20 protein-coding genes are annotated in these 22,712 nt (G+C 74.7%); 10 read left to right on the top strand and 10 right to left on the bottom strand.

Annotated features, from left to right (window positions below; translation table 11 throughout):
• Positions 1 to 125 precede the first annotated feature (125 nt).
• Complete coding sequence (locus tag ABD990_RS08080) at positions 126 to 1,652, bottom strand: leucyl aminopeptidase (RefSeq protein WP_425569540.1); 1,527 nt, start codon at positions 1,650 to 1,652, stop codon at positions 126 to 128.
• A gap of 187 nt (positions 1,653 to 1,839) precedes the next feature.
• On the opposite strand from ABD990_RS08080, the gene ABD990_RS08075 reads away from it, so the two are divergent.
• The 3 genes from ABD990_RS08075 to ABD990_RS08065 are packed head-to-tail and all read left to right on the top strand — an operon-like array spanning position 1,840 to position 5,463.
• Positions 1,840 to 3,186, top strand: coding sequence for an APC family permease (locus ABD990_RS08075; protein WP_345379426.1), 1,347 nt, complete (start codon positions 1,840 to 1,842; stop codon positions 3,184 to 3,186).
• Positions 3,187 to 3,199: 13 nt separating this feature from the next.
• Positions 3,200 to 4,300, top strand: a complete 1,101-nt coding sequence (gene gcvT, locus ABD990_RS08070) for a glycine cleavage system aminomethyltransferase GcvT (protein ID WP_345379425.1) — start codon at positions 3,200 to 3,202, stop codon at positions 4,298 to 4,300.
• A gap of 53 nt (positions 4,301 to 4,353) precedes the next feature.
• A complete protein-coding gene (locus tag ABD990_RS08065) occupies positions 4,354 to 5,463 on the top strand; it encodes a branched-chain amino acid aminotransferase (RefSeq protein ID WP_345379424.1) in 1,110 nt (369 codons plus the stop codon).
• 19 nt (positions 5,464 to 5,482) lie between these two features.
• On the opposite strand, the gene ABD990_RS08060 is transcribed toward ABD990_RS08065, so the two are convergent.
• The 4 genes from ABD990_RS08060 to ABD990_RS08045 form a co-directional block, all read right to left on the bottom strand.
• Positions 5,483 to 6,235, bottom strand: a complete 753-nt coding sequence (locus tag ABD990_RS08060) for an adenosylcobinamide-GDP ribazoletransferase (RefSeq protein WP_345379423.1) — start codon at positions 6,233 to 6,235, stop codon at positions 5,483 to 5,485.
• Positions 6,232 to 7,302 (bottom strand): nicotinate-nucleotide--dimethylbenzimidazole phosphoribosyltransferase, encoded by a 1,071-nt coding sequence (locus ABD990_RS08055; protein WP_345379421.1) that lies wholly within the window; start codon positions 7,300 to 7,302, stop codon positions 6,232 to 6,234. Before ABD990_RS08055 ends, ABD990_RS08060 begins: the two co-directional genes overlap by 4 nt.
• Before the next feature lie 433 nt (positions 7,303 to 7,735).
• The gene (locus ABD990_RS08050; protein WP_345379420.1) at positions 7,736 to 8,365 is read right to left on the bottom strand and encodes a bifunctional adenosylcobinamide kinase/adenosylcobinamide-phosphate guanylyltransferase; all 630 of its coding nucleotides are present in this window, start codon (positions 8,363 to 8,365) and stop codon (positions 7,736 to 7,738) included.
• Positions 8,284 to 8,925: a DUF3043 domain-containing protein gene (locus ABD990_RS08045; RefSeq protein WP_345379419.1), complete on the bottom strand. Its 642-nt coding sequence runs from the start codon at positions 8,923 to 8,925 to the stop codon at positions 8,284 to 8,286. The genes ABD990_RS08050 and ABD990_RS08045 overlap by 82 nt, the downstream gene beginning before the upstream one ends.
• Before the next feature lie 34 nt (positions 8,926 to 8,959).
• Between ABD990_RS08045 and ABD990_RS08040 the strand changes: the two genes are divergently transcribed.
• From ABD990_RS08040 to ABD990_RS08030, 3 genes are all read left to right on the top strand, one after another.
• A complete protein-coding gene (locus tag ABD990_RS08040; protein WP_345379418.1) occupies positions 8,960 to 10,102 on the top strand; it encodes a glycerate kinase family protein in 1,143 nt (380 codons plus the stop codon).
• Between the two features lie 136 nt (positions 10,103 to 10,238).
• Positions 10,239 to 10,607, top strand: a complete 369-nt coding sequence (locus ABD990_RS08035) for a HesB/IscA family protein (RefSeq protein WP_345379417.1) — start codon at positions 10,239 to 10,241, stop codon at positions 10,605 to 10,607.
• 124 nt (positions 10,608 to 10,731) lie between these two features.
• The gene (locus ABD990_RS08030; RefSeq protein ID WP_345379556.1) at positions 10,732 to 11,667 is read left to right on the top strand and encodes a carbohydrate kinase family protein; all 936 of its coding nucleotides are present in this window, start codon (positions 10,732 to 10,734) and stop codon (positions 11,665 to 11,667) included.
• 538 nt (positions 11,668 to 12,205) lie between these two features.
• Here ABD990_RS08030 and asnB read toward each other — a convergent pair.
• On the bottom strand, positions 12,206 to 14,158 hold the full coding sequence (gene asnB / locus ABD990_RS08025) for an asparagine synthase (glutamine-hydrolyzing) (protein ID WP_345379415.1): 1,953 nt from the start codon (positions 14,156 to 14,158) through the stop codon (positions 12,206 to 12,208).
• A 242-nt stretch (positions 14,159 to 14,400) separates the two neighbouring features.
• Between asnB and ctaC the strand changes: the two genes are divergently transcribed.
• Entirely contained in the window at positions 14,401 to 15,372 is a 972-nt protein-coding gene (ctaC, locus tag ABD990_RS08020; protein ID WP_425569537.1) for an aa3-type cytochrome oxidase subunit II, read from the top strand.
• Between the two features lie 13 nt (positions 15,373 to 15,385).
• Entirely contained in the window at positions 15,386 to 15,784 is a 399-nt protein-coding gene (locus ABD990_RS08015) for a cytochrome c oxidase subunit 4 (protein WP_345379414.1), read from the top strand.
• Between the two features lie 83 nt (positions 15,785 to 15,867).
• Here ABD990_RS08015 and ABD990_RS08010 read toward each other — a convergent pair whose 3' ends face one another.
• Both ABD990_RS08010 and ABD990_RS08005 read right to left on the bottom strand, forming a co-directional pair.
• Positions 15,868 to 17,025, bottom strand: a complete 1,158-nt coding sequence (locus tag ABD990_RS08010; RefSeq protein WP_345379413.1) for an acyl-CoA dehydrogenase family protein — start codon at positions 17,023 to 17,025, stop codon at positions 15,868 to 15,870.
• A 111-nt stretch (positions 17,026 to 17,136) separates the two neighbouring features.
• Positions 17,137 to 17,829, bottom strand: a complete 693-nt coding sequence (locus tag ABD990_RS08005) for an O-methyltransferase (RefSeq protein WP_345379412.1) — start codon at positions 17,827 to 17,829, stop codon at positions 17,137 to 17,139.
• A 135-nt stretch (positions 17,830 to 17,964) separates the two neighbouring features.
• On the opposite strand from ABD990_RS08005, the gene ABD990_RS08000 reads away from it, so the two are divergent.
• Entirely contained in the window at positions 17,965 to 18,870 is a 906-nt protein-coding gene (locus ABD990_RS08000) for an alpha/beta fold hydrolase (RefSeq protein ID WP_345379411.1), read from the top strand.
• 156 nt (positions 18,871 to 19,026) lie between these two features.
• On the opposite strand, the gene ABD990_RS07995 is transcribed toward ABD990_RS08000, so the two are convergent.
• Both ABD990_RS07995 and ABD990_RS07990 read right to left on the bottom strand, forming a co-directional pair.
• Positions 19,027 to 19,653 (bottom strand): hypothetical protein, encoded by a 627-nt coding sequence (locus ABD990_RS07995; RefSeq protein ID WP_345379410.1) that lies wholly within the window; start codon positions 19,651 to 19,653, stop codon positions 19,027 to 19,029.
• 119 nt (positions 19,654 to 19,772) lie between these two features.
• Positions 19,773 to 20,777: a DNA-3-methyladenine glycosylase 2 gene (locus ABD990_RS07990; RefSeq protein ID WP_345379409.1), complete on the bottom strand. Its 1,005-nt coding sequence runs from the start codon at positions 20,775 to 20,777 to the stop codon at positions 19,773 to 19,775.
• 156 nt (positions 20,778 to 20,933) lie between these two features.
• Between ABD990_RS07990 and ABD990_RS07985 the strand changes: the two genes are divergently transcribed.
• Complete coding sequence (locus ABD990_RS07985; protein ID WP_345379408.1) at positions 20,934 to 22,649, top strand: N-acyl-D-amino-acid deacylase family protein; 1,716 nt, start codon at positions 20,934 to 20,936, stop codon at positions 22,647 to 22,649.
• Positions 22,650 to 22,712: the final 63 nt, after the last annotated feature.

Genomic DNA, 22,712 nt, shown 5'->3' with positions numbered 1-22,712 from the left:
CGCGACTCGCGGAAGCTCACAGCGCGACTCGCGGAAGCTCACAGCGCGACTCGCGGTGCCGGAGCTCCCGACTCGCGGGAGCCCACGGCCGCCCGACTCGCGGGAGCCCCGGCGCGACCTGCCGGTCAGCCGTTCGCGGCGATGTCCTCGAGGAGCGCGATCAGGGTGCGCACCGGGACGCCGGTGCCGCCCTTCGGCGTGTAGCCCCAGGGCCCGCCGGTGTTGAACGACGGCCCGGCGATGTCGATGTGCGCCCACGGCAGCCCGTCGGCGACGAACTCGCGCAGGAAGACCCCGGCCGCCAGCATCCCGCCGAACCGGTTGCCGGTGACGTTGGCCAGGTCCGCGATGCGCGAGTCGAGCTCGCCGCGCAGGTGCTCGGGGAGCGGCATGGCCCACGCGTCCTCGCCGACCGCCCGGCCGAGCGCGGCGACCCGGTCGCGGAACTCGTCACTGCCCATCACGCCCGCGGTGCGGGTGCCGAGCGCGACCATCTGCGCGCCCGTCAGGGTGGAGGTCTCGACGAGGTAGTCCGGGTCGTCCTCGGCCGCGCGCACCATGGCGTCGGCCAGGATCAGCCGGCCCTCGGCGTCCGTGTTCAGCACCTCGACCGTCTTGCCGCCGTACATCGACAGCACGTCGCCGGGCCGGTACGCGGTGTCCGACGGCATGTTCTCGGCCATCGGCACGGTCGCGGTCACGGCCACGGGCAGGTTCAGCCGGGCCGCCAGCACCGTCGTGGCGATCACCGCTGCGGCCCCGGACATGTCCGAGGTCATATGGTCCATGTTGGCCGCGGGCTTGATGGAGATGCCGCCGGTGTCGAAGGTGATGCCCTTGCCGACCAGCGCGACGTTCTTGACCGGGTTCTCGCCGCCGGACCAGCGCAGCCGGACCAGCCGCGGCAGCCGCGACGAGCCCTGCCCCACCCCGAGGATGCCGCCGTAGCCACCGGCGGCCAGCGCCTCGTGGTCGAGCACCTCGACCTCCAGCCCGGCGGCCTCGCCCAGCTCGCGGGCGCGCGCGGCGAAGGTCTCGGGGTAGAGCGCGTTCGGCGGGGTGTTGATGAGGTCCCGCGCGGTGGTCACCGCCTGCGCGACCGCGAAGGCGTGCTCGAGCACGTCGGCGTCCGCCCGGGGGAACTCGACGGACTCGATCGGCTTCTTCCCGGCCGTCGGGTCGCCCTTGAAGGCGGTGAAGCGGTACGCCCCGAGCAGTACGCCCTCCGCGGCGGCCGTCAGGTCGACCGCACCGAGGGTGCTCACCACGCGCCCGCTGCCCGCCAGTGCGCGGGCAACGGCGCCGGACGCCCGCCGCACCCGGTCCGCGGGGACGGCGCCGGACTCGTCCGGCTTGCCCAGCCCCACCCCGACGACGAGCGGCGAGCCGACCGCCCCGCGCGAGGGCAGCTTCACGACCTCCTCGACCTTGCCGGTGGCACCGGCGAGCGCGAGCAGCCCGGCGAGGGTGCCGTCGAAGGCCGCGTCGACCTCCTCGGCCCCGGGGGCGAGGACGGGCTCCGCGGTGCCGTTCTCACCGTTGCCGTTCGGGCCCGGCAGCACCCCGACGACGAGGACGTCGGCCTCCGCCGCCGCGGCGGGGCCCTCGAGGGCGCCGATGCGGGTGCCGGTCTGCGGGACGGTGGTCGTCAAGGCGGGTCTCCTCGGTCGGGTCCGCGCCGGGCGCTGCGCACGGCGGCGTGAAGGGTGGGATCCGCCGGGCCCGGGCGCCGCGCCGCCCGTCGACGAGCGGTCCGAGCGCCCGGCGAGACCTCTTCGAGATGCTAATGACACCGTCACGGGGCCGTATCGCACAGGGTCGGATGCAATGGTGGTCCCCGTGGCAACGACCCTCGGCCGCCGTCTGGGTACCGCCGACGTGGTGGTGCTCGGGCTCGTCGCCATGCTCGGCTCCGGCGTCTTCGCCGTCTTCGCGCCCGCAGGCGCGGCGGCGGGACCGTGGCTGCTGCTGGCGGTGCTGCTCGCCGCGGTCGTGGCCGGGACGTGCGTACTGTCCACCGCGGAGCTGGTGCTCGCGGGCGGGACGGGCCGGGCGACCTTCTCCGCCGGCTACACCGCCGGCTACGTCGCGGCGCGCGAGCGCCTGCACCCCGTGGCGGGCCGGCTCGCCGGCGTCACGCTGCTGACCGGCGGGGTCGCCTCGGCGGCGGCCGCGGCGGGCGTGTTCGGGGCGTACGTGCTGCCGTCGAACCCGCTGGTCGCCGGGATCGTCGTGATCGTCGCGGCGACCGTGCTCAACGTCGTGGGGGTGCGCACGACGGCCCGGTCCTCCTGGCTGCTCGCCGGCGGGACGCTCGCGGTGCTGGTCGTGGTGGTCGTCGTCGGCCTGCTGGGACCCGGCGGGGAGCAGACGGTGTCGGCGTCCGTGACGGCCGCGGGGGAGGCCCGCGGCGTCGCCGTGCCCGTCCCGCAGGCCTCGCCGGGCGCGCTCGGCGTGCTGTCCGCGGCGGGGCTGGTGTTCTTCGCGTTCGTCGGCTTCGCCAACGTGGCGACCTACCGCGAGGAGGTCCGCAACCCGGCCCGGACGCTGCGCCGCGCGATCCCGATCGCGCTCGGCGTGTGCACCCTGACCTACCTGGCCGTGGCCGGGGCGCTGCTGATGGGCCTGGGCACGGACCGGATCGGCGAGGAGCACGCCCCGCTGGTCGCGCTCGTCGACACCGGCCAGGCGCCGGCGCTCGGGGTGCTGGTGCGCATCGGCGCCGCCGCGGCGGCCGGCTCGACGCTGCTCGCGGTGCTGGTCGGGATCAGCCGCACCGCCATGGAGATGGGCGCCCGCGAGGACCTGCCCCGCTCGTTCGCGAAGGTCTGCGGCAGCGGCGCCCCCTGGCGATCCGACGTCGTCGGCGCCGCCCTGGCGATCCTCGTCGCCGTGCTCGCCGGTCCGGTCGCCTCCATCGCGCTGTCCGCCTGCGCGATGCTGCTGCACTACGCGATCGTGCACGCGGCCACGCTGCGGGTGCCCGGCCGGCGGGCCCCGGCGTGGGTGCCTGCCGTCGGGTTCGTGCTGTGCGTCGGACTGGCCGCGCTGCTGCCCCGGACGTCCGTGCTGATCACCGTCGGCGCCCTGCTCGTCGGCTGGGGGCTGTCCGAGCTGTCGGCCCTGCGGGCCCGCCGCCGCCCTCCCGCGGTGCAGGAGGAGCCGCCGGGGGAGCAGGCGGCCTGAGTACGGTTTGCGCGTGAGCGACGAGCTGATCACGGGGCCCCTGCACGACCGGCACGTCGCGCTGGGGGCGACCCTCGGCGCCTTCGGCGGGTGGTCCATGCCGATCGCCTACCCGGCCGGCACCGTGGCCGAGCACACCGCCGTGCGCGAGGCCGTCGGGATCTTCGACGTCAGCCACCTGGGCAAGCTGTCGGTCCGCGGCCCGGGGGCGGCCGAGTTCGTCAACTCCTGCCTGACCGCCGACCTCGGGAGGATCGCGCCCGGGAAGGCGCAGTACACGCTGTGCTGCACCGAGACCGGGGGCGTCGTCGACGACATCATCGCCTACCTCGAGGGGCCGGACGAGGTCCTGCTCGTCCCCAACGCCGCCAACGCCGGGCGGGTCGCCACGCTGCTGCGCGCGGCCGCCCCGGCCGGGGTCGAGGTCGTCGACCGGCACCGCGAGCTCGCCGTGATCGCGGTGCAGGGCCCGCGCTCGGCCGAGCTGTTCGCCACGATGTTCGCCGGGTTCTCGGGCGTCGCAGGCCTGGAGTACATGGCCTTCGTCGACGCCGGCGCCGTCCGCGTCTGCCGCACCGGGTACACCGGGGAGCACGGCTATGAGCTGCTGGTCCCGGCCGCCCAGGCGCCCGCGGTCTGGGACGGGCTGCTCGCGGGCGCGGAGCCGCTCGGCGGGCGGCCGTGCGGGCTGGGCGCGCGGGACACGCTGCGGCTCGAGATGGGCTACCCGCTGCACGGGCAGGACCTGAGCGAGGACATCACGCCCGTGCAGGCCGGCAGCTCGTGGGCGGTCGGCTGGTCGAAGCCGGCGTTCTGGGGCCGCGAGGCGCTGCTGGCCGAGCGGGAGGCCGGCCCGACGCGGCGGCTGCGCGGACTGTGCGCCACCGGTCGGGGGATCCCGCGGGCCGGGATGACCGTGCTCGCCGGTGGCGAGCCGGTCGGCGTGACGACCTCGGGCACCTTCTCGCCGACCCTGAGGACCGGGATCGCGCTCGCCCTCATCGACACCGCGGCGGGGGTCGCCGTCGACGACACCGTCACCGTGGACGTCCGCGGGCGGGCGCTGGAGACGCAGGTGGTGAAGCCGCCGTTCGTGCCGTCGCACGTCCGATGATCGGGCTCCCGACCGGCTGACGCGCGCCTTGCCCCGCGGGTTACCGTTCACGCATGAGCGCGCCGCTGTTCACCCGTATCCCGAACCCCGCCCCGGCCTCGGACCAGCGGCGCGACGAGATCCTGGCCGCCCCGGGCTTCGGTCGTCACTTCACCGACCACATGGTGTCGATGCGGTGGACCGTCGGGGAGGGCTGGCACGACTTCCGGGTCGAGCCGTACGGGCCGATCGCGCTCGACCCGGCCACGATGGTCCTGCACTACGGGCAGGAGATCTTCGAGGGGCTCAAGGCCTACACCCAGCCGGACGGGACGATCGCGTCGTTCCGCCCGGAGGAGAACGCGGCGCGCTTCCGCCGGTCCGCGGTCCGCCTGGGCATGCCGGAACTGCCGGACGAGCTGTTCCTGGCCGCGCTGCGCGAGCTGGTCGCGGTCGACCGCGCCTGGGTGCCCCCGGCCGGTGGCGAGGAGTCGCTCTACTTCCGGCCCTTCATGATCGCGACGGAGGTCGGGCTGGGCGTGAAGCCCGCCGACTCCTACCTCTTCCTGCTCATCGCCTCACCCGCCGGCGCGTACTTCCCGGGCGGGGTCAAGCCCGTCGACGTCTGGCTGTGCACGGACTTCACGCGCGCCGCGGTGGGCGGCACCGGCATGGCGAAGTGCGGCGGCAACTACGCCGCCTCGCTGCTGCCGCAGGCCCAGGCCGCGCAGCACGGCTGCGCGCAGGTCGCCTACCTCGACGCCGCGGAGCGGCGCTGGGTCGAGGAGATGGGCGGGATGAACCTGTTCTTCGTCTTCGGCTCCGGGGAGTCGGCCGAGCTGGTCACGCCGGAGCTGTCCGGCAGCATCCTCGAGGGCGTCACCCGGCACTCGCTGCTCACCCTGGGCAAGGAGATCGGCTGCCAGGTCACCGAGCGCAAGATCTCCGCGCGCGAGTGGCTGGTGGGCTGTGCCGACGGGGCCATCACCGAGGTGTTCGCCTGCGGTACCGCCGCGGTGATCACGCCGGTGGGCAACGTCAAGTTCAGCGAGAACAACGGCGTCGGGACGATCCGGGTCGGCGACGGCGAGCCGGGCGCGATCACCATGCGCCTGCGCACGCTGCTCACCGACATCCAGCGCGGCACCGGTACGGACACGCACGGCTGGATGACCGTTCTCTGATCTCGCCGCCCGGGCGCGGTCAGGCGCCTAGCAGGAGCAGGACGGCGGCGGTGCCCAGCTCCGCCGCCGCGCCCAGGACGTCCCCGGACATCCCGCCGAACCGCCGTGCGGTGTGCGCCGAGAGCACGACGACGAGCACGGCCGCCAGCGCGACGCCCGCCGGGCCCCGCCAGCCGGCGACGGCGAAGCCCGTGCCGGCCAGCACGATCCACCACACCGGCGCCACCCACACCGGCTGGGACCCCGCCACGAGCGCCCCGAGACCGCCCGGCCGCGCCGGGGGGACCCCGCGCCGGGCGACCCAGCAGAAGCCCGCCCGCCCGCTCGCGACGGCGATCGCGGTCCCGGCCACGACCTGCCAGCCGGTCAGGGCGCCGAGCGATCCCGCCTGCACCCCGAGCACGACCAGCAGCGTCACGACGGCGAAGGGTCCCGCACCGCCGTCCTTCATCACGGCCAGCGCCCGCTCCGGCGGACCGAAGCAGCCCAGCCCGTCCGCGGTGTCGGCCAGCCCGTCGACGTGCATCCCGCGCGTCCCGAGGGCCAGCAGCCCGACGGCGAGCAGGCCCGCCACCAGCCCCGGAACGCCCAGCGCGGCCAGGCCCCACACGAGCAGCCCGGCCACGGCGCCCAGCCCGGCCCCGACGAGCGGCGCCCAGCGCAGCGCCCCGGCCGCGGCCCGCGGCGACGGTGTCCCGGTCCGGACCGGCAGGACGGTCAGCAGGCTCAGCGCGAGGCCGAGGGCGCCCGCGCGGCGCTCGTCCGCGCTCATCCCGTGACGGCGCGCACCGGCGCGATCCCGCTGGCCTCCGCGGTCGCGGTCTCGCCCAGCAGCCGGGCGGCCGCCTGGACCAGCGGCAGCACCGCGACCGCGCCCGTGCCGTCGCCGTGCCGGACCTGCAGGTCCAGCACGGGCACGAGCTGCAGGTGCTGCAGCACCAGCGTCATCGCGGGCTCGGGGGAGTGCTGGGCGGCGAGCCACCACTGGTGCGCGCCCGGGGCGAGCTCGTCGGCCAGCAGGCCCGCGGCGCCGACCACCAGCCCGTCGAGCAGCACGGGGGTCCGGCGCAACGCGGCCTGCACCAGGAACCCGGTGAGCACCGCGAGGTCGGCGCCGCCGGCGGTGCGCAGCAGCGCGTACGGGTCGCGGACGTGCGGCTTGGCCCGGCGCAGGGCGTCCCGGATCGCGGCGGCCTTGCGCATCCAGGCGTCGTCCCCGATACCGGACCCCCGCCCGACCACGGCGACCGGTTCCGCCCCCGTCACGGTCGCGACCAGCGCCGACGCCGGGGTGGTCGCCCCGACCCCGAGCGAGGCGGGCACGAGCAGGTCCGCGCCGGAGTCCACCTCCTCGTCCGCCAGCGCGCGCCCGATCCGGATCGCGTCCCCGACCTCGGCGGCGGTGAGCGCGTCCTCGCGGTCGATGCGGCCGCTGCCCCGGCGGACCTTGAACCGCTCCTGGCCGGGCAGCATCGCCTCGCGGTCCAGCCCGGCGTCGACCACGCGGACGGACGCGCCGGACACCGACGCCGCCACCGCGACCGGCGCGGACTGCTCGAGCGTGGCCGCGACCTGCCGTGCGGTCACCTCGGGCTGGTAGGCGGAGACCCCCGCCGCGGCGATCCCGTGGTCCGCCGCGACGACGACCACGCGGGCCCGCGCGGGCGGTCGCGGTGGGCAGACACCCTGCATCGACGCCAGCCACAGGCCCAGGTCGGCGAGCACCCCCAGCCCGCCCGCCGGCACCGCCAGCGCCTCGTACCGGGCGACGGCCTCGCGTCGCGCCTCGAGGTCGGGCGCGGGCACGGGAGGCAGGGCGGGGAAGGGGCTCTCGCTCACGGGCCCTTCCTACCGTCCGGCCCGCGGGCGTGGCGCAGCAGCCCGGCCTCCTCCGCGGCCTGCGCGGCTCATGATCACCGTTTCGGACACTTCCCGGCCGTCGGTGGCCAGGAGGTGTCCGGAACGGCGATCACGGCCGCAGGGCGGGGCTCCGGCGCATGATCGTCGCCTGCGGCTGTCGAAGCGTCAGGATCGTCGCCGGACGGTCCGGATCGGCGATCATGACCCGCCTCCCCGTCCATGATCGCTTCGTGTGGGCGGAAAGCGCCAAATATGGCGGGGGAGCGGTCGCAAGCAACGATCTTCGGTGGCACAGGGCCCCGGCGCTGTCCCATCGCCGTGATCGTCGTACCGGACCGTCCGTGGCCGTCCACGGCGCGGAGCGGTCCCGGACGACGATCATGGCGAGCATCGTCGGGCCCGGCCGCCGTCGTCAGACCCGGCCGTCGTCAGCTCCCGGCGTCTTCAGGTGGAGGGGGAGGCCCGCCACCAGCAGCACCACCTCGTCGCACACCTCGGCGAGGGCGGCGTTGAGCGCGCCGAGCTCGTCCCGGAACAGGCGCCCGGCCCGGGTCGCCGGGACCACGCCCAGCCCGACCTCGGCGGACACCAGCACGCAGGGCGCGTCGCCGGGAGCCCGCCGCACGGCCTCGACCAGCGTGGCGACGGCGTCCTCGACCCCGGGCGGGGTGGTGGGCGCCTCCCAGGCCTCGCAGTCGTCGAGCACGCCGGTGAGCCAGGTGGCGAGGTCGTCGACCAGCAGCGGCCCGCCCCGGGTCAGCTCGGCGACGAGGTCGGGGTCCTCGACCGTGGTCCAGCAGGCGGGGCGGCGCGCGGCGTGCCGGGCGATCCGGGCCTCCCACTCGAGGTCGTCCGGCAGGCGGCGGGCGGTGGCCGCGTAGCGGACCGGCGCGTCGGCGGGCAGCAGCGCCTCGGCGTACCCCGACTTGCCCGACCGGGTGCCGCCCAGGACCAGGATCCTCAGACCTGCGCCCCGCGCTTGACCCGCGGCTTGGGCACCCGCAGCTTGCGGATCTGGCTGGCGCGGGTGAAGGCGTACCACCCGGTGCCGAGCCCGCTGATGTGCTCGTCCGGGAACTTGGCCCGCGCCTGCCGCGTGACGCGCATCCCGAGCGTGACGCCCTCGACCACCATCACGAACAGCACGACCAGGCTGAACAGGCTCAGGTACTGCTGCACGGACGGGATCGGCAGCAGCACCGAGATCAGCACCACCACCGCGAGCGGCATGAACAGGCCCATGAGGTGCGGGCGGGAGTCCACGACGTCCCGGATGTAGGCCTTGACCGGGCCGCGGTCCCGGGGGAGGAGCACGCGGTCGTCGCCCGCATCCATCCGGGCGCGGCGCTCGGCGGCCTGGGCGCGGCGCTCGTCCTTGCTCGGGCGGTTGGCCTTCGCCAGGCGGGCGGCCTCGCGCTGGGTCCGCGGCGGGGGCGGGGCGGGGCCGCGGCGCTTGCTCTCGGCGTCCCGCCGCTTCGGCGTGGGCCGGCCCTTGCCCTGGGTCCAGCGCGGATCGAGTGGCTTCCTCTCCTGCGTGCCCTCGGCGTCGTCCGTGTCGACGGACGTGGCCGGGGAATCGTCGGAGCGGCGCAGGAACCTCACGGGTCCACAGGGTACGGGCGATAGCGTGCGCGGTGTGCGTGTGGTCGTCGCTCCCGACTCCTTCGGCGGAACACTGAGCGCGCGGGCCGCGGCCGGCGCCATCGCGGAAGGCTGGTCGCGCGCCGTGCCCGACGCCCGGATCGACCGCCTCCCGCTGGCGGACGGCGGCACCGGCTTCGTCGACGTCCTGCAGGAGCGGCTGGGCGGGACCCTGCACGAACCGCAGGTCACGGGCCCGTTCGGGGACCCGGTGACGGCGCCGTGGCTGCAGGTCGGCACGACCGCGTACATCGAGTCGGCCGCGGCCTGCGGGTTGCACCACGTGCCCCGCGAGCGGCGGACGCCCGAGGTGGCGGGCCGCGTCACGACGCGCGGGGTGGGCGAGCTGCTGCGCGCGGCCCGGGCCGCGGGCTGCACCGAGGCCGTCATCGGGCTCGGCGGGTCGGCGACCACGGACGGGGGCTCCGGGATGCTCGCCGCCCTGGGGGCCGCCCCGCTCGACGCGTCGGGCGCGGAGCTGCCGCCGGGCGGGGCGGACCTGGCGCGGTGCGTGCGGCTGTCCGGCACCCCGGACGTCGGGATGACGCTGGTCGCGGCCGCGGACGTCGACAACCCGCTGCTGGGCCCGCACGGCGCCGCGGCGGTCTTCGGTCCGCAGAAGGGCGCGGACGAGGCGACGGTGGCCGCCCTCGATGCCGCGCTGGCGGCGTGGGCCGGGGTGCTCGCCGGGGCGACGGGCCGGGACGTGCGGGACGAGCCGGCGGCCGGCGCCGCGGGTGGGCTCGGCGCCGCGCTGCTCGCGCTCGGGGCGCGCCGGGAGTCCGGGGCGGGGCTGGTCCGCCGGCTGCTGGGGCTGGACGAGGCGCTCGACGCCGTCGCCGCCGAGGGCGGTCTCGCGATCACCGGCGAGGGCAGCTTCGACTGGCAGTCGCTGCGCGGCAAGCTGATCACGGCGGTGGCCGGGGCGGCGGCCGAGCGGGGCGTGCCGTGCGTGGTGCTGGCCGGGCAGGTGAGCGTCGGGCGCCGGGAGGCGGCCGCGGCCGGCGTCGACGCCGCCTACTCGGCCTCCGAGCACGCGGGCGGGGTCGAGGCGTCCATGGCCGATCCGGCGGGCACGCTGGCGGCCCTCGCCGAGCACGTCGCGCACAGGTGGGGCGGGTCGCCGGCGAGCCGGTGACCGGTATCACCCGGTCGGTGGGCGGCGGAATCGCGCAGGCCCCGGAGGGTGTCGGCGGCAAGGCCTACTATGGGTCGCGGTACGACTTCCGGGGACACCGGGAACAGTTCCGCCACGTGCGCTGTTGGGAGAGTTCATGACCGTCGAGAACACCGTCGAGGCCGGCACCGTCGAGGAGACCCACGGTGTCGAGCTGACCGACAACGCCGCCCTCAAGGCGCGCTCCCTGCTCGAGCAGGAGGGCCGCGACGACATGCACCTGCGTATCGCCGTGCAGCCCGGTGGCTGCGCAGGCCTGCGGTACCAGCTCTTCTTCGACGACCGCTCGCTCGACGGCGATCTGTTCCGCGAGTTCCACGGCCTCAAGGTCGGCGTGGACCGCATGAGCGCGCCGTACCTGCAGGGCGCGGTCATCGACTTCGTCGACACGATCGAGAAGCAGGGCTTCACGATCGACAACCCGAACGCGGGCGGCTCCTGCGCCTGCGGCGACTCCTTCAACTGAGTCTCGGCGTCCCGGGCCCCCGGGTGGGAGATCACGTCTCCCACCCGGGGGTTTCGTCATGTCTGACGTAAGGTGATCCGACGTGCGCATCGCCGTCACCGGATCCATCGCCACGGACCACCTCATGCACTTCCCGGGGAGGTTCGCGGACCAGCTCGTGGCCGACCAGCTCGACCGGATCTCGCTGTCGTTCCTGGTCGACGAGCTGACCATCAAGCGCGGCGGCGTCGCCGGCAACATCGCCTACGCGCTGGGCGTGCTCGGGCGGGCCCCGGTGCTGGTCGGGGCGGTGGGCGCGGACTTCGCCGACTACCGCTCCTGGCTGCAGCGGCACGGCGTCGACACCAGCGGCGTGCACGTGTTCGACGACGTCCACACGGCCCGGTTCGTCTGCACCACGGACGACGACATGCGCCAGATCGCGTCGTTCTACGCCGGCGCCATGGCCCGGGCCCGGCTGATCGAGCTGCAGCCCGTCGCGGAGCGGGTCGGCGGGGTGGACCTGGTGCTGGTCGGCGCCAACGACCCCGAGGCGATGCTCCGGCACACCGACGAGTGCCGGCAGCGCGGCTACGACTTCGCCGCGGACCCGTCGCAGCAGCTCGCGCGGATGGACGGCCCGGAGATCCGCAGGCTCGTCGAGGGCGCGCGGTACCTGCTGACGAACGACTACGAGTGGGAGCTCCTGCTCAAGAAGACCGGCTGGACGCCCGAGCAGGTCGGCGAGCGGGTCGGCACCCGGATCACGACCCTCGGCGAGAAGGGCGTGCAGATCGTCGGGCGTGACGGGGTCGCGCTCGAGGTCGGCGTGGTGCCCGAGACCGCGAAGGTCGACCCCACCGGTGTCGGCGACGCCTTCCGTGCCGGTTTCCTCGCCGGCACGTCCCAGGGTCTGTCGCTCGAGCGCTCCGCCCAGCTCGGCTCGCTCGTCGCGGTGCTGGTGCTGGAGACGGACGGGCCGCAGGAGTGGCGGTGGGACCGGGGGAGCGCCCTCGACCGCCTGCAGCAGGCCTACGGTCCCGACGCCGCCGCCGAGATCGCCCCCGCCCTCCCCGCCTGACCGCGCGACTCGCGCTCGGAGTCTCCGCGAGTCGCGCTGTGGGCTTCTGCGAGTCGCGCTGTGGGCTTCGGCGAGTCGCGCTCTGGGCCTCCGCGAGTCGGGAGTTCGGGCAGCGCTCGTCGGCACTTGCGGGGCACCGAGTCGGCGCGGACCTCGTCGCGGTCACCGCCGCGCTGCTCGACGGGCTGGACCTCGAAGTTGCCGCCGGGCACCCGCTGCCACGGCGGCGGGACGGGTCGGCGCTGCGGGCCGCGGATCACCGCGCCGGGGCGGGCCGGATGAGCGGGTCCGCCGGCGGCCCGCCGCTCGATCCCGAAGCAGCCGGGCGCGGCTTGCGGAAGCTCAGGGTGTGACTCGCGGGAGCCCACAGCACAACTCGTCGAAGCTCAGACCCCGACTCGCCGAAGCTCAGACCCCGACTCGCGGAAGCTCAGACCCCGACTCGTGGGAGCTCACAGCGCGACTCGCGGAAGCTCAGACCCCGACTCGCGGGAGCCCAGGGCGCGACTCGCGGAAGCCGACAGCGCGGGTCGGGGGACTACAGGGTGACGGGGTAGGCGGGTTCCGGGACCTCGGGGGTGATCCGGCGCTCGACGAAGATGCCGTACCAGATCAGGAAGACCAGCAGCGTCCAGATCCGGCGGCTGTGGTCGACCGGGCCCTCGCGGTGCGCGTCGAGCATCGCCCGGACCGCGGGCAGGTCGACCAGGTGGCCGGCCCCGGAGTCGCGGATGATGTCCCGCGCCCAGCTGTACATCTCGTCCCGCAGCCAGTGCCGGATCGGCACCGGGAAGCCGAGCTTGCGCCGGTTCAGTACGTGAGACGGCACGATCTGGGCCAGCGCCCCGCGCAGCGCGTACTTCGTGGTGCCGCTCGCGCCGCCGGTGATCTTCTGGGCCAGCGGCAGTGCCGAGGCGACCCGGAACACCTCCGGGTCGAGGAACGGCACCCGCAGCTCCAGCGAGTTGGCCATGGTCATCTTGTCGGCCTTGACCAGGATGTCGCCGCGCAGCCAGGTGAACAGGTCGACGTGCTGCATCCGTGCCACCGGGTCCCACTTCTCGGACGCGGCGTAGTGCGGGGCGGTGACGTCCGTGTGCGAGACCCGCGGGTCGTACTGGCGCAGGATCTCGTGCAGCTGGTCGTCCCGGAAGATCCGGGCGTTGCCGTAGTAGCGCTCCTCGAGCCGCAGCGAGCCCCGGCGCAGCAGGTCCTTGCCCCGCATGCCCTCCGGCAGCCGGCGCGAGGCCCGCCCGAGCAGCGGCCGCAGCGTGCCCGGCACCTTCTCGAACGGCGCGAGCGACAGCGGCTCGCGGTAGATCGTGTAGCCGCCGAACAGCTCGTCCGCGCCCTCGCCGGACAGCACCACCTTGACGTGCTGGCGGGCCTCGCGGGCGATGAACCACAGCGGGACCAGCGCGGGGTCGGCCACCGGGTCGTCGAGGTACCAGACGATGAGCGGCAGGGCCTCCATCATCTCGTCCGGCTTGACGGTCCGGACGACGTGCCGCACGCCGATCGCCGCCGCGGACTCGGCCGCGACGTCGACCTCGGAGTAACCCTCGCGCTCGAAGCCCGTGGTGAAGGTGATGAGGTCCGGGTTGTGCTCCTTGGCCAGCGCCGCGATGGCCGTGGAGTCGATGCCGCCGGAGAGGAACGCGCCGACCGTCACGTCCGCGCGCATGTGCTTGGCCACCGAGTCCCGCAGCACCTCGGTGATCTCGCCGTGCACGATCGCCTCGGCCTCGGCGCTGGCCGGGGCGTGCGAGGGCAGCGACACGAACTGCGGGTGGAAGTAGCGGTGCTGCACGGGCTGCTGCCCGGCCTTCACCGTCACGTAGGTGCCGGACTCGACGCGCCCGATGGCGCGGTGCAGCGTCTCGGGCTCGGGGACGTACTGCAGGATCAGGTAGTGCTGCAGCGCGGCCGGGTCCAGCTCGTCCGAACCCGCGATGCCCAGCTCGGGGGCCAGCTCCAGCAGGCTCTTCTTCTCGCTGGCGAACGCGACGCCGGTCGGCCCGGACGCGAGGAACAGCGGCTTGATGCCGAACGGGTCGCGCGCGACGAACAGCTGCCGCTCCCGGGCGTCCCAGATCGCGAAGGCGAACATCCCGCGCAGCCGGGTGACGGCCTCGGCGCCCCACTGGTGGTAGGCCGCGGCGATCGCCTCGGTGTCGCCCTCGGTGGCGAACTCCGCGCCCAGGCCGGCGAGCTCCTCGCGCAGCTCGAGGTAGTTGTAGATCTCGCCGTTGAAGACGATCGTGTACCGCCCGGCGTCCTCGGCCGGCGGCGGCGGCCAGTGCAGCGGCTGGTGCGAGCCCGCCACGTCGATGATGGAGAGGCGGTTGAAGCCCAGCACCACGTCGTCGTCGTTCCAGGTGCCGCTCTCGTCCGGCCCGCGGTGCCGAGCGCACCTCAGGGCGCCGGCGATGGCCTCGGTCCGGTCGGCCGCGTCAGCGCCGGCGGTCAGCAGTCCCAGCAGTCCGCACACGATGAGCAAGTATGGCGGTCCCGGACCGGGGACCCCCGGACGGGTCACGCACCACCGCGCGAACCCCCGGGGGCGCGTGGGGCCGATCTGCTCGGCTAGTCTCTACGCGTGGTCGAAGGTCCGCCCCCGTCCCGGTGCGCGGGCCGCCGACCCGACCGGCCGCTCCGTGAAGGGTTTGCGCTGGTCGGAACGAGGCAAGGTGTGGTGGGAGCACCACGCGGACGAGGGGAAGGCGGCGGGCAGTGAGCCGATCGGAGCGCGGCGGCACGACCGTGCGTGGCCGCACCGGGTACGTCCGGGCGGCGAAGCTCGCCGGTCTCGGGCTGCTGACGATTCCGCTGCTGGCAGGGTGCTCGGTCGAGGAGGTCATCCGCTTCGGGTGGCCGGTGGGCGTCACGCCCGAGGCCGAGCAGATGCGCCACCTGTGGACCTGGGCGGCCATCGCGGCGCTGATCGTGGGCGTCATCACCTGGGGCGCGATGTTCTGGGCGGTGGCCTTCCACCGCAAGAAGAAGGGCGACGACGAGTCCGTCCCGCGCCAGACCCAGTACAACCTGCCGGTCGAGATCGTCTTCACGGTGATCCCGACGATCATCGTGGCGGTGCTCTTCGGCTTCACCGTGGCAGTGCAGCAGTACGTCGACAAGGACAAGCCGACGGACGTGCGGGTCGACGTCACGGGCTTCCAGTGGAACTGGGCCTTCCGCTACCCGGGCCAGATCGCGGCGAACGGCCAGCCGGTCGAGACCATCGGGACCTCGAACACCATCCCGATCCTCGTCCTGCCGACGGACCGCTCGATCGAGTTCACCATCGCGTCCAACGACGTGATCCACAGCTTCTTCGTGCCGGAGTTCCTCTTCAAGCGGGACGTCTTCCCGATCCCGGAGAAGAACGACACGGACAACACCTTCGTGATCGACCGGATCGACCAGCAGGGCGCGTTCGTCGGCCGCTGCGCCGAGCTCTGCGGCACCTACCACGCGTCGATGAACTTCGAGGTCCGCGCGCTCAGCCCGGACCTGTACGACCGGTACCTCGCGCTGCGCAAGGAGAACAACCCGGCGACCGGGGTGCCGAACTCCGCCCAGGAGGCGCTGACCGCGCTGAACTGCGGCCAGTGGTGCGCCCCGGAGGCGATCACGACCCGTCCGTTCACCGACCGCGGGCAGATCGCCCAGGCCGACGCCCAGCCCGTCGCGGCCGGGAAGTGAGGGAGGACCAGCGATGAAGGTCGAATCCCGGATCTTCGAGATCTGCACCGCCTTCTTCTTCGTCGCCGCGATCGTCTACACGATCCTGACGCACGAGGCCGTCGGCATCGCCGCGCTGTTCCTGACCGGCGGCCTGTCGCTGATCATCGGCACGTACTTCCGGTTCGTGTCCCGACGGCTCGAGGAGCGGCCCGAGGACAACCCGGAGGCCGAGGTCTCCGACGGCGCCGGCGAGGTCGGCTTCTTCTCGCCGGGCAGCTACTGGCCGATCGCCGTGGCCGCCTGCGCCGCGCTGGTCGGCGTCGGCCTGGCGTTCTTCTTCTGGTGGCTGATCGTGATCGCCGGCGTGATGCTGCTGATCGCCGTCGGGGGCCTCGTCTTCGAGTACCACATCCGCCCCGCGGACCACTGATCGCGCTGCTCTCCTGATCGACGCCGACGGCGCCGGACCCCTCGGGGCTCCGGCGCCGTCGGCGTTCCCGGGGACGTCGGCTGTCAGCCGCGCGCCGCCGAGCCCAGCGCGTCCCGGGCGATGATGACCTGCTGGATCTGGCTGGTGCCCTCGTAGATCCGGAAGAGCCGGACGTCCCGGTAGAACCGCTCCACCGCGACCCCGCGCATGTAGCCGGCGCCGCCGTGCACCTGCACCGCACGGTCGGCCACGCGGCCCACCATCTCCGAGCAGAAGTACTTCGCCGCGGCCGGCCCGGCGATCTTGTCCGTGCCCGCGTCGAACGCCCGGGCCGTCTCCAGGACCAGAGCGCGGCCGGCGTGGTAGTCGGTCACCGAGTCGGCCACGAGGCCCTGGATCAGCTGGAAGCGGGCGATCGGCGCGCCGCCCTGCTCGCGGGTCTTCGCGAACTCCGTGGTCTCGTGGACCAGCCGGGCCGCCATCCCCGCGCAGACCGCGGCGATGTGCAGCCGGCCGTGCGCCAGGCACTTCGCGGCGATCCGGAAGCCCTGGTCGACCCCTTCCTCGCCGCCGACCACGGCGTCGGCCGGGACGCGGACGTCGTCGAGGTGGACGTCCGCGGTCCACGCGCCGGACTGGCCCATCTTCTTGTCCTTCGGCCCGATCGAGAGCCCGGGCGTGCCCTTCGGCACCAGGAAGGTCGAGATCCCCCGGTTGCCCTTGGCCTCCGGGTTGGTCCGGGCGAAGACCATGATCACGTCGGCGACCGGGGAGTTGGTGATGTACCGCTTCGAGCCGTTGATCACCCAGCCGTCGCCGTCCCGCTTCGCCGTGGTGGCCAGCGCGGACGGGTCCGAGCCGGCGTCGGCCTCGGTGAGCCCGAACGAGGCCGTGACCTCGCCGGACGCGAGCCGGGGCAGCCAGGTCTTCTTCTGCTCCTCGGTGGCACCGTCCAGCAACACGTGCCCGGCGATGCCGTTGTTCGTGCCGAACAGCGAGCGCAGCGCCGGGGTCGTCCAGCCCAGCTCCATGGCCAGCTGCACCTCCTCGAACGCGGAGAGCCCCAGCCCGCCGTACTCCTCCGGGATGGTGAAGCCGTAGAGGCCCATCTCCTTGCACTGCGTGACGATCCGCTCGGGGATCACGTCCTGCTCGTCGATCTGCTCCTCGAGCGGCACGACCTCGGTGCGGATGAAGTCCCGCACCGACTCCAGTACGTGTCTCAGGTCGTCGGCGTCCACCGCTGCTCCTCTCTCCATCGCTACCCGACGGTAGCTCAGCCCCGAGGGTCGCTCCGCACGCTCCGCTCAGCGCCCATGTTCGCTCCGCTCAGCGCCGGATGTCCGCTCCGCTCAGCGCACCCGCGCCAGGACGAACCCGTCGTACCCCTTGGCGCCGACGGTCTGCAGGGCGGTGGCCTCCACCCGGCCGTCGCCCTCCAGGGCCTCGAACATCCGGCGCGTGCCCTCGACCTGCGCGTCCCCACCCGTGACGATCCGACCGCCGCGGACCACGTTGTCGACGACGATCACGGTGCCGGGCCGGCCGAGCCGGATCGCGTGGTCGAGATAGGCGGCGTTGTTCTGCTTGTCGGCGTCGACGAACACCAGGTCGAAGGGGCCCTCGAGGGTCGGCAGCGTGTCCAGCGCCGCCCCGACCCAAATCTCGACCCGGTCGGCGAGGCCGGCGTGCTCGAGGTTGGCCTGGGCGACGGCGGCGTGTTCCGGTGAGTACTCGCAGGTCACGAGCGTGCCGTCGGCCGGGAGGGCGCGGGCGAGCTGGATCGTGGAGTAGCCGCCGAGCGTGCCGATCTCGAGGATCCGGTGGGCGCCCGCGATCCGGGCGAGCAGGTGCAGGAAGCGGCCCTGGACGGGGGAGACGTCGATCGGCGGCAGCCCGGCCTCGGCGTTGCGCTCGAGCGCCGCCGCGAGGACGGGATCCTCGGGCATGAGGGCGGCCTCCAGGTAGTGGTCGACCTCGCGCCAGACGTCGCCGGGCACGGTGCTCCCCGGGACAGGGCTCCCGGACGCAGGGCTCTCGCTCATGCCCCCACCCTGGCCTTCGGCCGGGCCGCGGGCCAGCGTGGTCGGGAGCTGCGTGATCGGGATCGCGGGTGGTGCGGGTGCCGGGTCGGACACGCTCGGCGGACCGCGGGGAGGGCAGCGCCTAGGGTGCGGTACATGTCCGAAGCGAACGACTCGACGCCGCGCAGGCGCAGGGTACCGGCCGGGGTGCGGGTCGTGTTCGACGGCGCCGCCGGCAAGCTGGTGGGGGACCGCTGGGCCCCGGTGGGCGAGCGGCGGGGACCCGCGCTCCTGCTGCACGGCGGCGGCCAGACCCGGCACTCCTGGTTCCGGACCGCGGCGGCCCTGGCCGACGCCGGCTGGGACGCGGTCGCGCTCGACGCCCGCGGGCACGGCGACAGCGACTGGGCGCCCGACGGCGACTACGGCACGGACGCGCTGGACGCGGATCTGCTCGCCGTGATCGAGCAGGTGGGGGAGCCCGCGCTGCTGGTCGGGGCCTCCATGGGCGGGATGACCGCGCTGGTCGCCGAGGGCGAGCACGGCGGGCTGGCGCGCGCCCTCGTGCTCGTCGACATCGTGCCCAGGGTCGAGGCCGACGGCGTCGCGCGGATCATGGCGTTCATGGGTGCGAACCCGGACGGCTTCGCCTCGCTCGACGAGGTGGCCGAGGCCGTCCGCGCCTACAACCCGCACCGCAAGCGCCCGCCGAACCCGGAGGGCCTGCGCAAGAACGTCCGGCTCCGGGAGAACGGGCGCTGGTACTGGCACTGGGACCCCGCCTTCCTCCGGGTCGGTGACGAACCCCGCCGCTCGACCACGCACGAGCGCGCCGCGGCGGCCGCTGCCCGCGTCGCCGTGCCGACGCTGCTGGTCCGCGGCGCGCAGTCGGACATCGTGAGCGAGGACGGGGTGCGCGAGCTGCTCGAGCTCATCCCCGGCTCGGTCCACGTCGACGTCTCCGCCACCGGCCACATGGTCGCGGGCGACGACAACGACGTCTTCACCCGCACCGTGCTCGACTTCCTCCAGGAGAAGCGGGTGAGCCCGCGGCGCCCGTGACGCGGCCGCGGCTTCGGCGGACGCCTCCGAGAGTCGTCGCAAGCCCTCGGGGTCGTCGCAGCGCTCACTGGTCGTCGCAGCGCTCGGGGGTCGTCGCAAGCCCTCGGGGCACCGCGGCCCCGAGGTTCCCGCGGCTCTCGGGGGAGCTCGCAGCTCTCAGAGGTTGTCGAGCGCCACCCGGGCGATCGCCGTCGCGGTGTCCCGGGTCTGCTGCTCGGTGCCCGAGCCCTGCAGCGAGACGTCGATCGTGGCCGCGCCACGGCGCACCAGCAGGCCGCCCAGGCCCTCGGGGAAGTCCCGGTCGCTGTAGAAGAACAGCGCCTGGTCACCGAGGCCGGGCACGTCGACACCCGACACACCCACCGAACTGCGCGAGGCGGCCGCCTTGGCGTCGAACCGCGGGCCCGCCTCGACACCCACCGTCAGCCCCGGGGCCGCCGGGGTGGCGGAGTAGGCGCAGACGCTCCGGGTGGTGCCGTCCGTGGCCGCCGGGTTCGCGAACACCAGCCCGCTGGCCCGCGCGATCTCCGCCTGCGGGACGAGATCGCAGGCGCGCGGCAGCGAACCACCCGCGCCCGACGGACTCGGTTCGCCCGCCGCGACACCGGCTGACGGGGCGGCCCGACCGGACGGCGGAGCCGTGGCCGGTGCCGCCGACGGCGTCCCGGCCGGTCCCGCCGACGGCTCCGCTGTCCCTCCGCAGCCGGTAAGCACGGCCACGGCGCCGACGAGCGCGAGGGCGAGAAGGGGGCGCAGCGGGAACCGGACGGAACGGACGCGCATCCGCCGAGGGTAGCGACGCTCCGTGGACCGCCCGCCACCGGGAGTGATGTCCGGCACGCCCGGCCGGTACCGTGCCCGGCCCGAAGCTCCTCCGGCCTGCACCGGGGGCCGCCCAGCCCTCACCCGATCAACGCCAGCGGCTCGGACCGCGATGGCCGGGCGCGGGGCACCCTGGCCGCCGGCACCGGCTCCGGCACCACCGCCAGCTCGGGCAGGCGCCGACCCGCGGCCCGGATCAGCACCGCGGTCCAGGTGCGGAAGGGACGCCAGGGCTCGGCGATCCGAGCCAGGTCCTCCGCGGTGGCGGGGGCGCCGAGCCCGTAGCCCGCGCCGACCAGGGCGGCCAGCCGCGGCTCGCCGTCGACCAGCGCGTCCTGCACGCCCGAGGCACGCAGGTGCACGAGCCCGGCGGCGAACTCGCCGATCCCGTTCACGGTGCGCAGCCGCGCCCGCACCTCCGCCGGGTCGCCCTCCCGGGTCGCCACGGGGTCCAGCAGGCCGTCCACGGCCGCCCGGGCCACCGCACGCAGCCGCTCCTGCTTCAGCTCGGGCAGGCCCGGCAGCCGCTCCGCGGCCAGCAGCTGCTCGGGGGTGGGCACCGCCGCGAGCGCGACCCCCGCGACCTCGACGACCCGGCCGAACTCGCGGGACAGCCGCTCGCGCGCCGCCAGCGCCTGCCTGCGCCCCCAGCGCTGGGTGATCACGCACCAGAGCGCCGCCTCGTAGGGCGAGGCGAACAGCACCGGGCGCAGGCCCGGGGCGGCCGCCTGGATGCGACCGACCAGCGGGTCCCGCTCGCCGACCTCGGCGAACGCCGCGCCGTCGCCGTCGAGCGAGAGCATCCGGGCCACCTGGTCCCGCACCGGCTCCACGGCCTCCCCGGGATCGAGCCCGCTGACGGTGCCGTGGACACCCGCCCCGTCCTGTCTCACGGCGACACCGACCTGGCCGCGCAGATCGTCCCGGCACAGGGCGAGCCGGAGCACGCCGTCGGCGAACGCGCCGCCGCCCGGCCAGTCCCCGGCCGGCTCGGCGCCGTGGCCGAAGGCACCGGCCTCGGCCAGGGAGAACGGGCCGCGGGGACGGATCGTGAAGGTCTGCTGGGGAACCGCTGGAGTGGTCATGGCCGCAGCATGCCCGCCGCCACCGACAGTTCCCGGGGCCCGCGGGAGTCGTCCCCAGCCGTTGCTCCGGTCGGTGATGATGCAGCTGCATGACTTCCGCTGCGGGTGCGGCGTGGGCTATCCAGGAGGGACCGACCGCGACGACAGGGGTGGGGGATGACCGAGTTCGACCTGGTGGTCCGGGGTGGATCCGTGCTCGACGGGAACGGGGGACCGGCGCGCACGGCGGACGTCGGCGTCGTCGGCGACCGGATCGCGGAGGTGGGCCGGATCTCCGGGACCGGCCGCCGCGAGATCGACGCCGACGGCGCGGTCGTCGCCCCCGGGTTCGTCGACATCCACACCCACTACGACGGTCAGGCGACCTGGGAGTCGAGGCTCCAGCCGTCGTCCTGGCACGGGGTCACCACGGTGGTCGCGGGCAACTGCGGGGTCGGCTTCGCGCCCGCCCGGCCCGAGCACCGCGACCGGCTGATCGACCTGATGGAGGGCGTCGAGGACATCCCGGGGATCGCCCTGCACGAGGGCCTTCCCTGGACCTGGCTGACCTTCCCGGAGTACCTCGACGTGCTCGAGGCCCGCCCCTACGACGTCGACCTCGCCACCCAGGTCCCGCACGCCGCCCTGCGCGTGCACGCGATGGGCGAACGGGCCGCGGCGCACGAGGAGGCCACGCCGGACGAGGTCGCGCTGATGGCGAAGCTCGCGGCCGAGGCCGTCCGGGCGGGGGCGCTGGGCTTCTCCACCTCGCGCACGCTCAACCACAAGAGCATCGACGGCGAGCTGACCCCCTCCTACGGCCTGGGCGCCGCCGAGCTCGTCGCGATCGCCGAGGCGGTCGGCGCGACCGGCACCGGGGTGTTGCAGCTGGTCAGCGACTTCCCGGAGCCCGAGCAGGAGTTCGCGCTGCTGCGCGAGATGGTGGCCGCGTCGGGCCGCCCGCTGTCCTTCTCGCTGCTGCAGTTCCCGCAGGACCCCGACAGGCACCGCGCGATCCTGGCGATGACGGAGCGGGCGTGGGCGGACGGGCTGGAGATCCGCGCGCAGGTCGCCGCCCGGCCCGTCGGGCTGATCCTCGGCCTGGAGAACACGCTCAACCCGTTCATGACCAACCCGGTGTGGCAGCGGCTGGCCGACCTCACGCCCGGCGAGCAGGCCGCGCGCATGCAGGAGCCCGGCCTGCGGGCGGAGATCCTCGCCGCGCAGACCGGCGAACGGAACCGCAGCCGGCTCGGCGGCATGCTCATCCACAAGTTCGAGCTCATGTACGAGCTCACCGACCCGCCGAACTACGAGCCGCCGACCTCGGAGTCGATCGCGAACCGGGCCGCGCGCGAGGGCCGCGAGCCGGTCGAGCTGGCCTACGACATCGTGGCCGGGGGCGGCATGCTCTACCTGGTCGGGGCGAACTACGCCCACGGCAACCTCGACGACGTGTACGAGATGCTCCGCCACCCGCACACGCTGCCCGGGCTGTCCGACGGCGGCGCGCACGTCGGCACGATCTGCGACGGGAGCTTCCCGACCACGCTCGTGCAGCACTGGACCCGGGACCGGGCGGGGGAGAAGCTCGACCTCGCCTACGTGGTGCAGCAGCAGGCGCGCGACACCGCGCGGGCGGTGGGGCTGCACGACCGGGGCGTGCTCGAGCCCGGGTACCGCGCGGACCTCACCGTGATCGACGTCGCCGGGATGCGGCTGCGCCGGCCCGAGATGCGGGCGGACCTGCCGGCCGGGGGGCGGCGGCTGCTGCAGCGGGTCGAGGGGTACCGGCACACCGTGGTCGCCGGTCAGGAGACCTACACCGACGGCGAGGAGACCGGGGCGCTGCCCGGCCGGCTCGTCCGGGGGGAGCGGCCGGCGCCCCGCTGACCGCCCCGCCCGGAACCCGGTCGGCGGGAGGTGGGGCTGGCCCTACCGTGGTCCGGGGAGCGT

This window comes from Pseudonocardia yuanmonensis, from assembly GCF_039542425.1.
GTDB lineage: Bacteria > Actinomycetota > Actinomycetes > Mycobacteriales > Pseudonocardiaceae > Pseudonocardia > Pseudonocardia yuanmonensis.
The sequence above is the reverse complement of the archived record's forward strand: the minus strand, read 5'-3'. Positions and strand labels throughout refer to the sequence as shown.

Coding starts and splice junctions, on each gene's coding strand:
- ABD990_RS08035 (WP_345379417.1), top strand. CDS start 10,239: ATGACCGTCGAGAACACCGTCGAGGCCGGCACCGTCGAGGAGACCCAC.
- ABD990_RS08060 (WP_345379423.1), bottom strand. CDS start 6,235: ATGAGCGCGGACGAGCGCCGCGCGGGCGCCCTCGGCCTCGCGCTGAGC.
- ABD990_RS07995 (WP_345379410.1), bottom strand. CDS start 19,653: ATGCGCGTCCGTTCCGTCCGGTTCCCGCTGCGCCCCCTTCTCGCCCTC.
- ABD990_RS07990 (WP_345379409.1), bottom strand. CDS start 20,777: ATGACCACTCCAGCGGTTCCCCAGCAGACCTTCACGATCCGTCCCCGC.
- ABD990_RS08005 (WP_345379412.1), bottom strand. CDS start 17,829: ATGAGCGAGAGCCCTGCGTCCGGGAGCCCTGTCCCGGGGAGCACCGTG.
- ABD990_RS08030 (WP_345379556.1), top strand. CDS start 10,732: ATGCACTTCCCGGGGAGGTTCGCGGACCAGCTCGTGGCCGACCAGCTC.
- ABD990_RS07985 (WP_345379408.1), top strand. CDS start 20,934: ATGACCGAGTTCGACCTGGTGGTCCGGGGTGGATCCGTGCTCGACGGG.
- ABD990_RS08015 (WP_345379414.1), top strand. CDS start 15,386: ATGAAGGTCGAATCCCGGATCTTCGAGATCTGCACCGCCTTCTTCTTC.
- ABD990_RS08000 (WP_345379411.1), top strand. CDS start 17,965: ATGTCCGAAGCGAACGACTCGACGCCGCGCAGGCGCAGGGTACCGGCC.
- ABD990_RS08065 (WP_345379424.1), top strand. CDS start 4,354: ATGAGCGCGCCGCTGTTCACCCGTATCCCGAACCCCGCCCCGGCCTCG.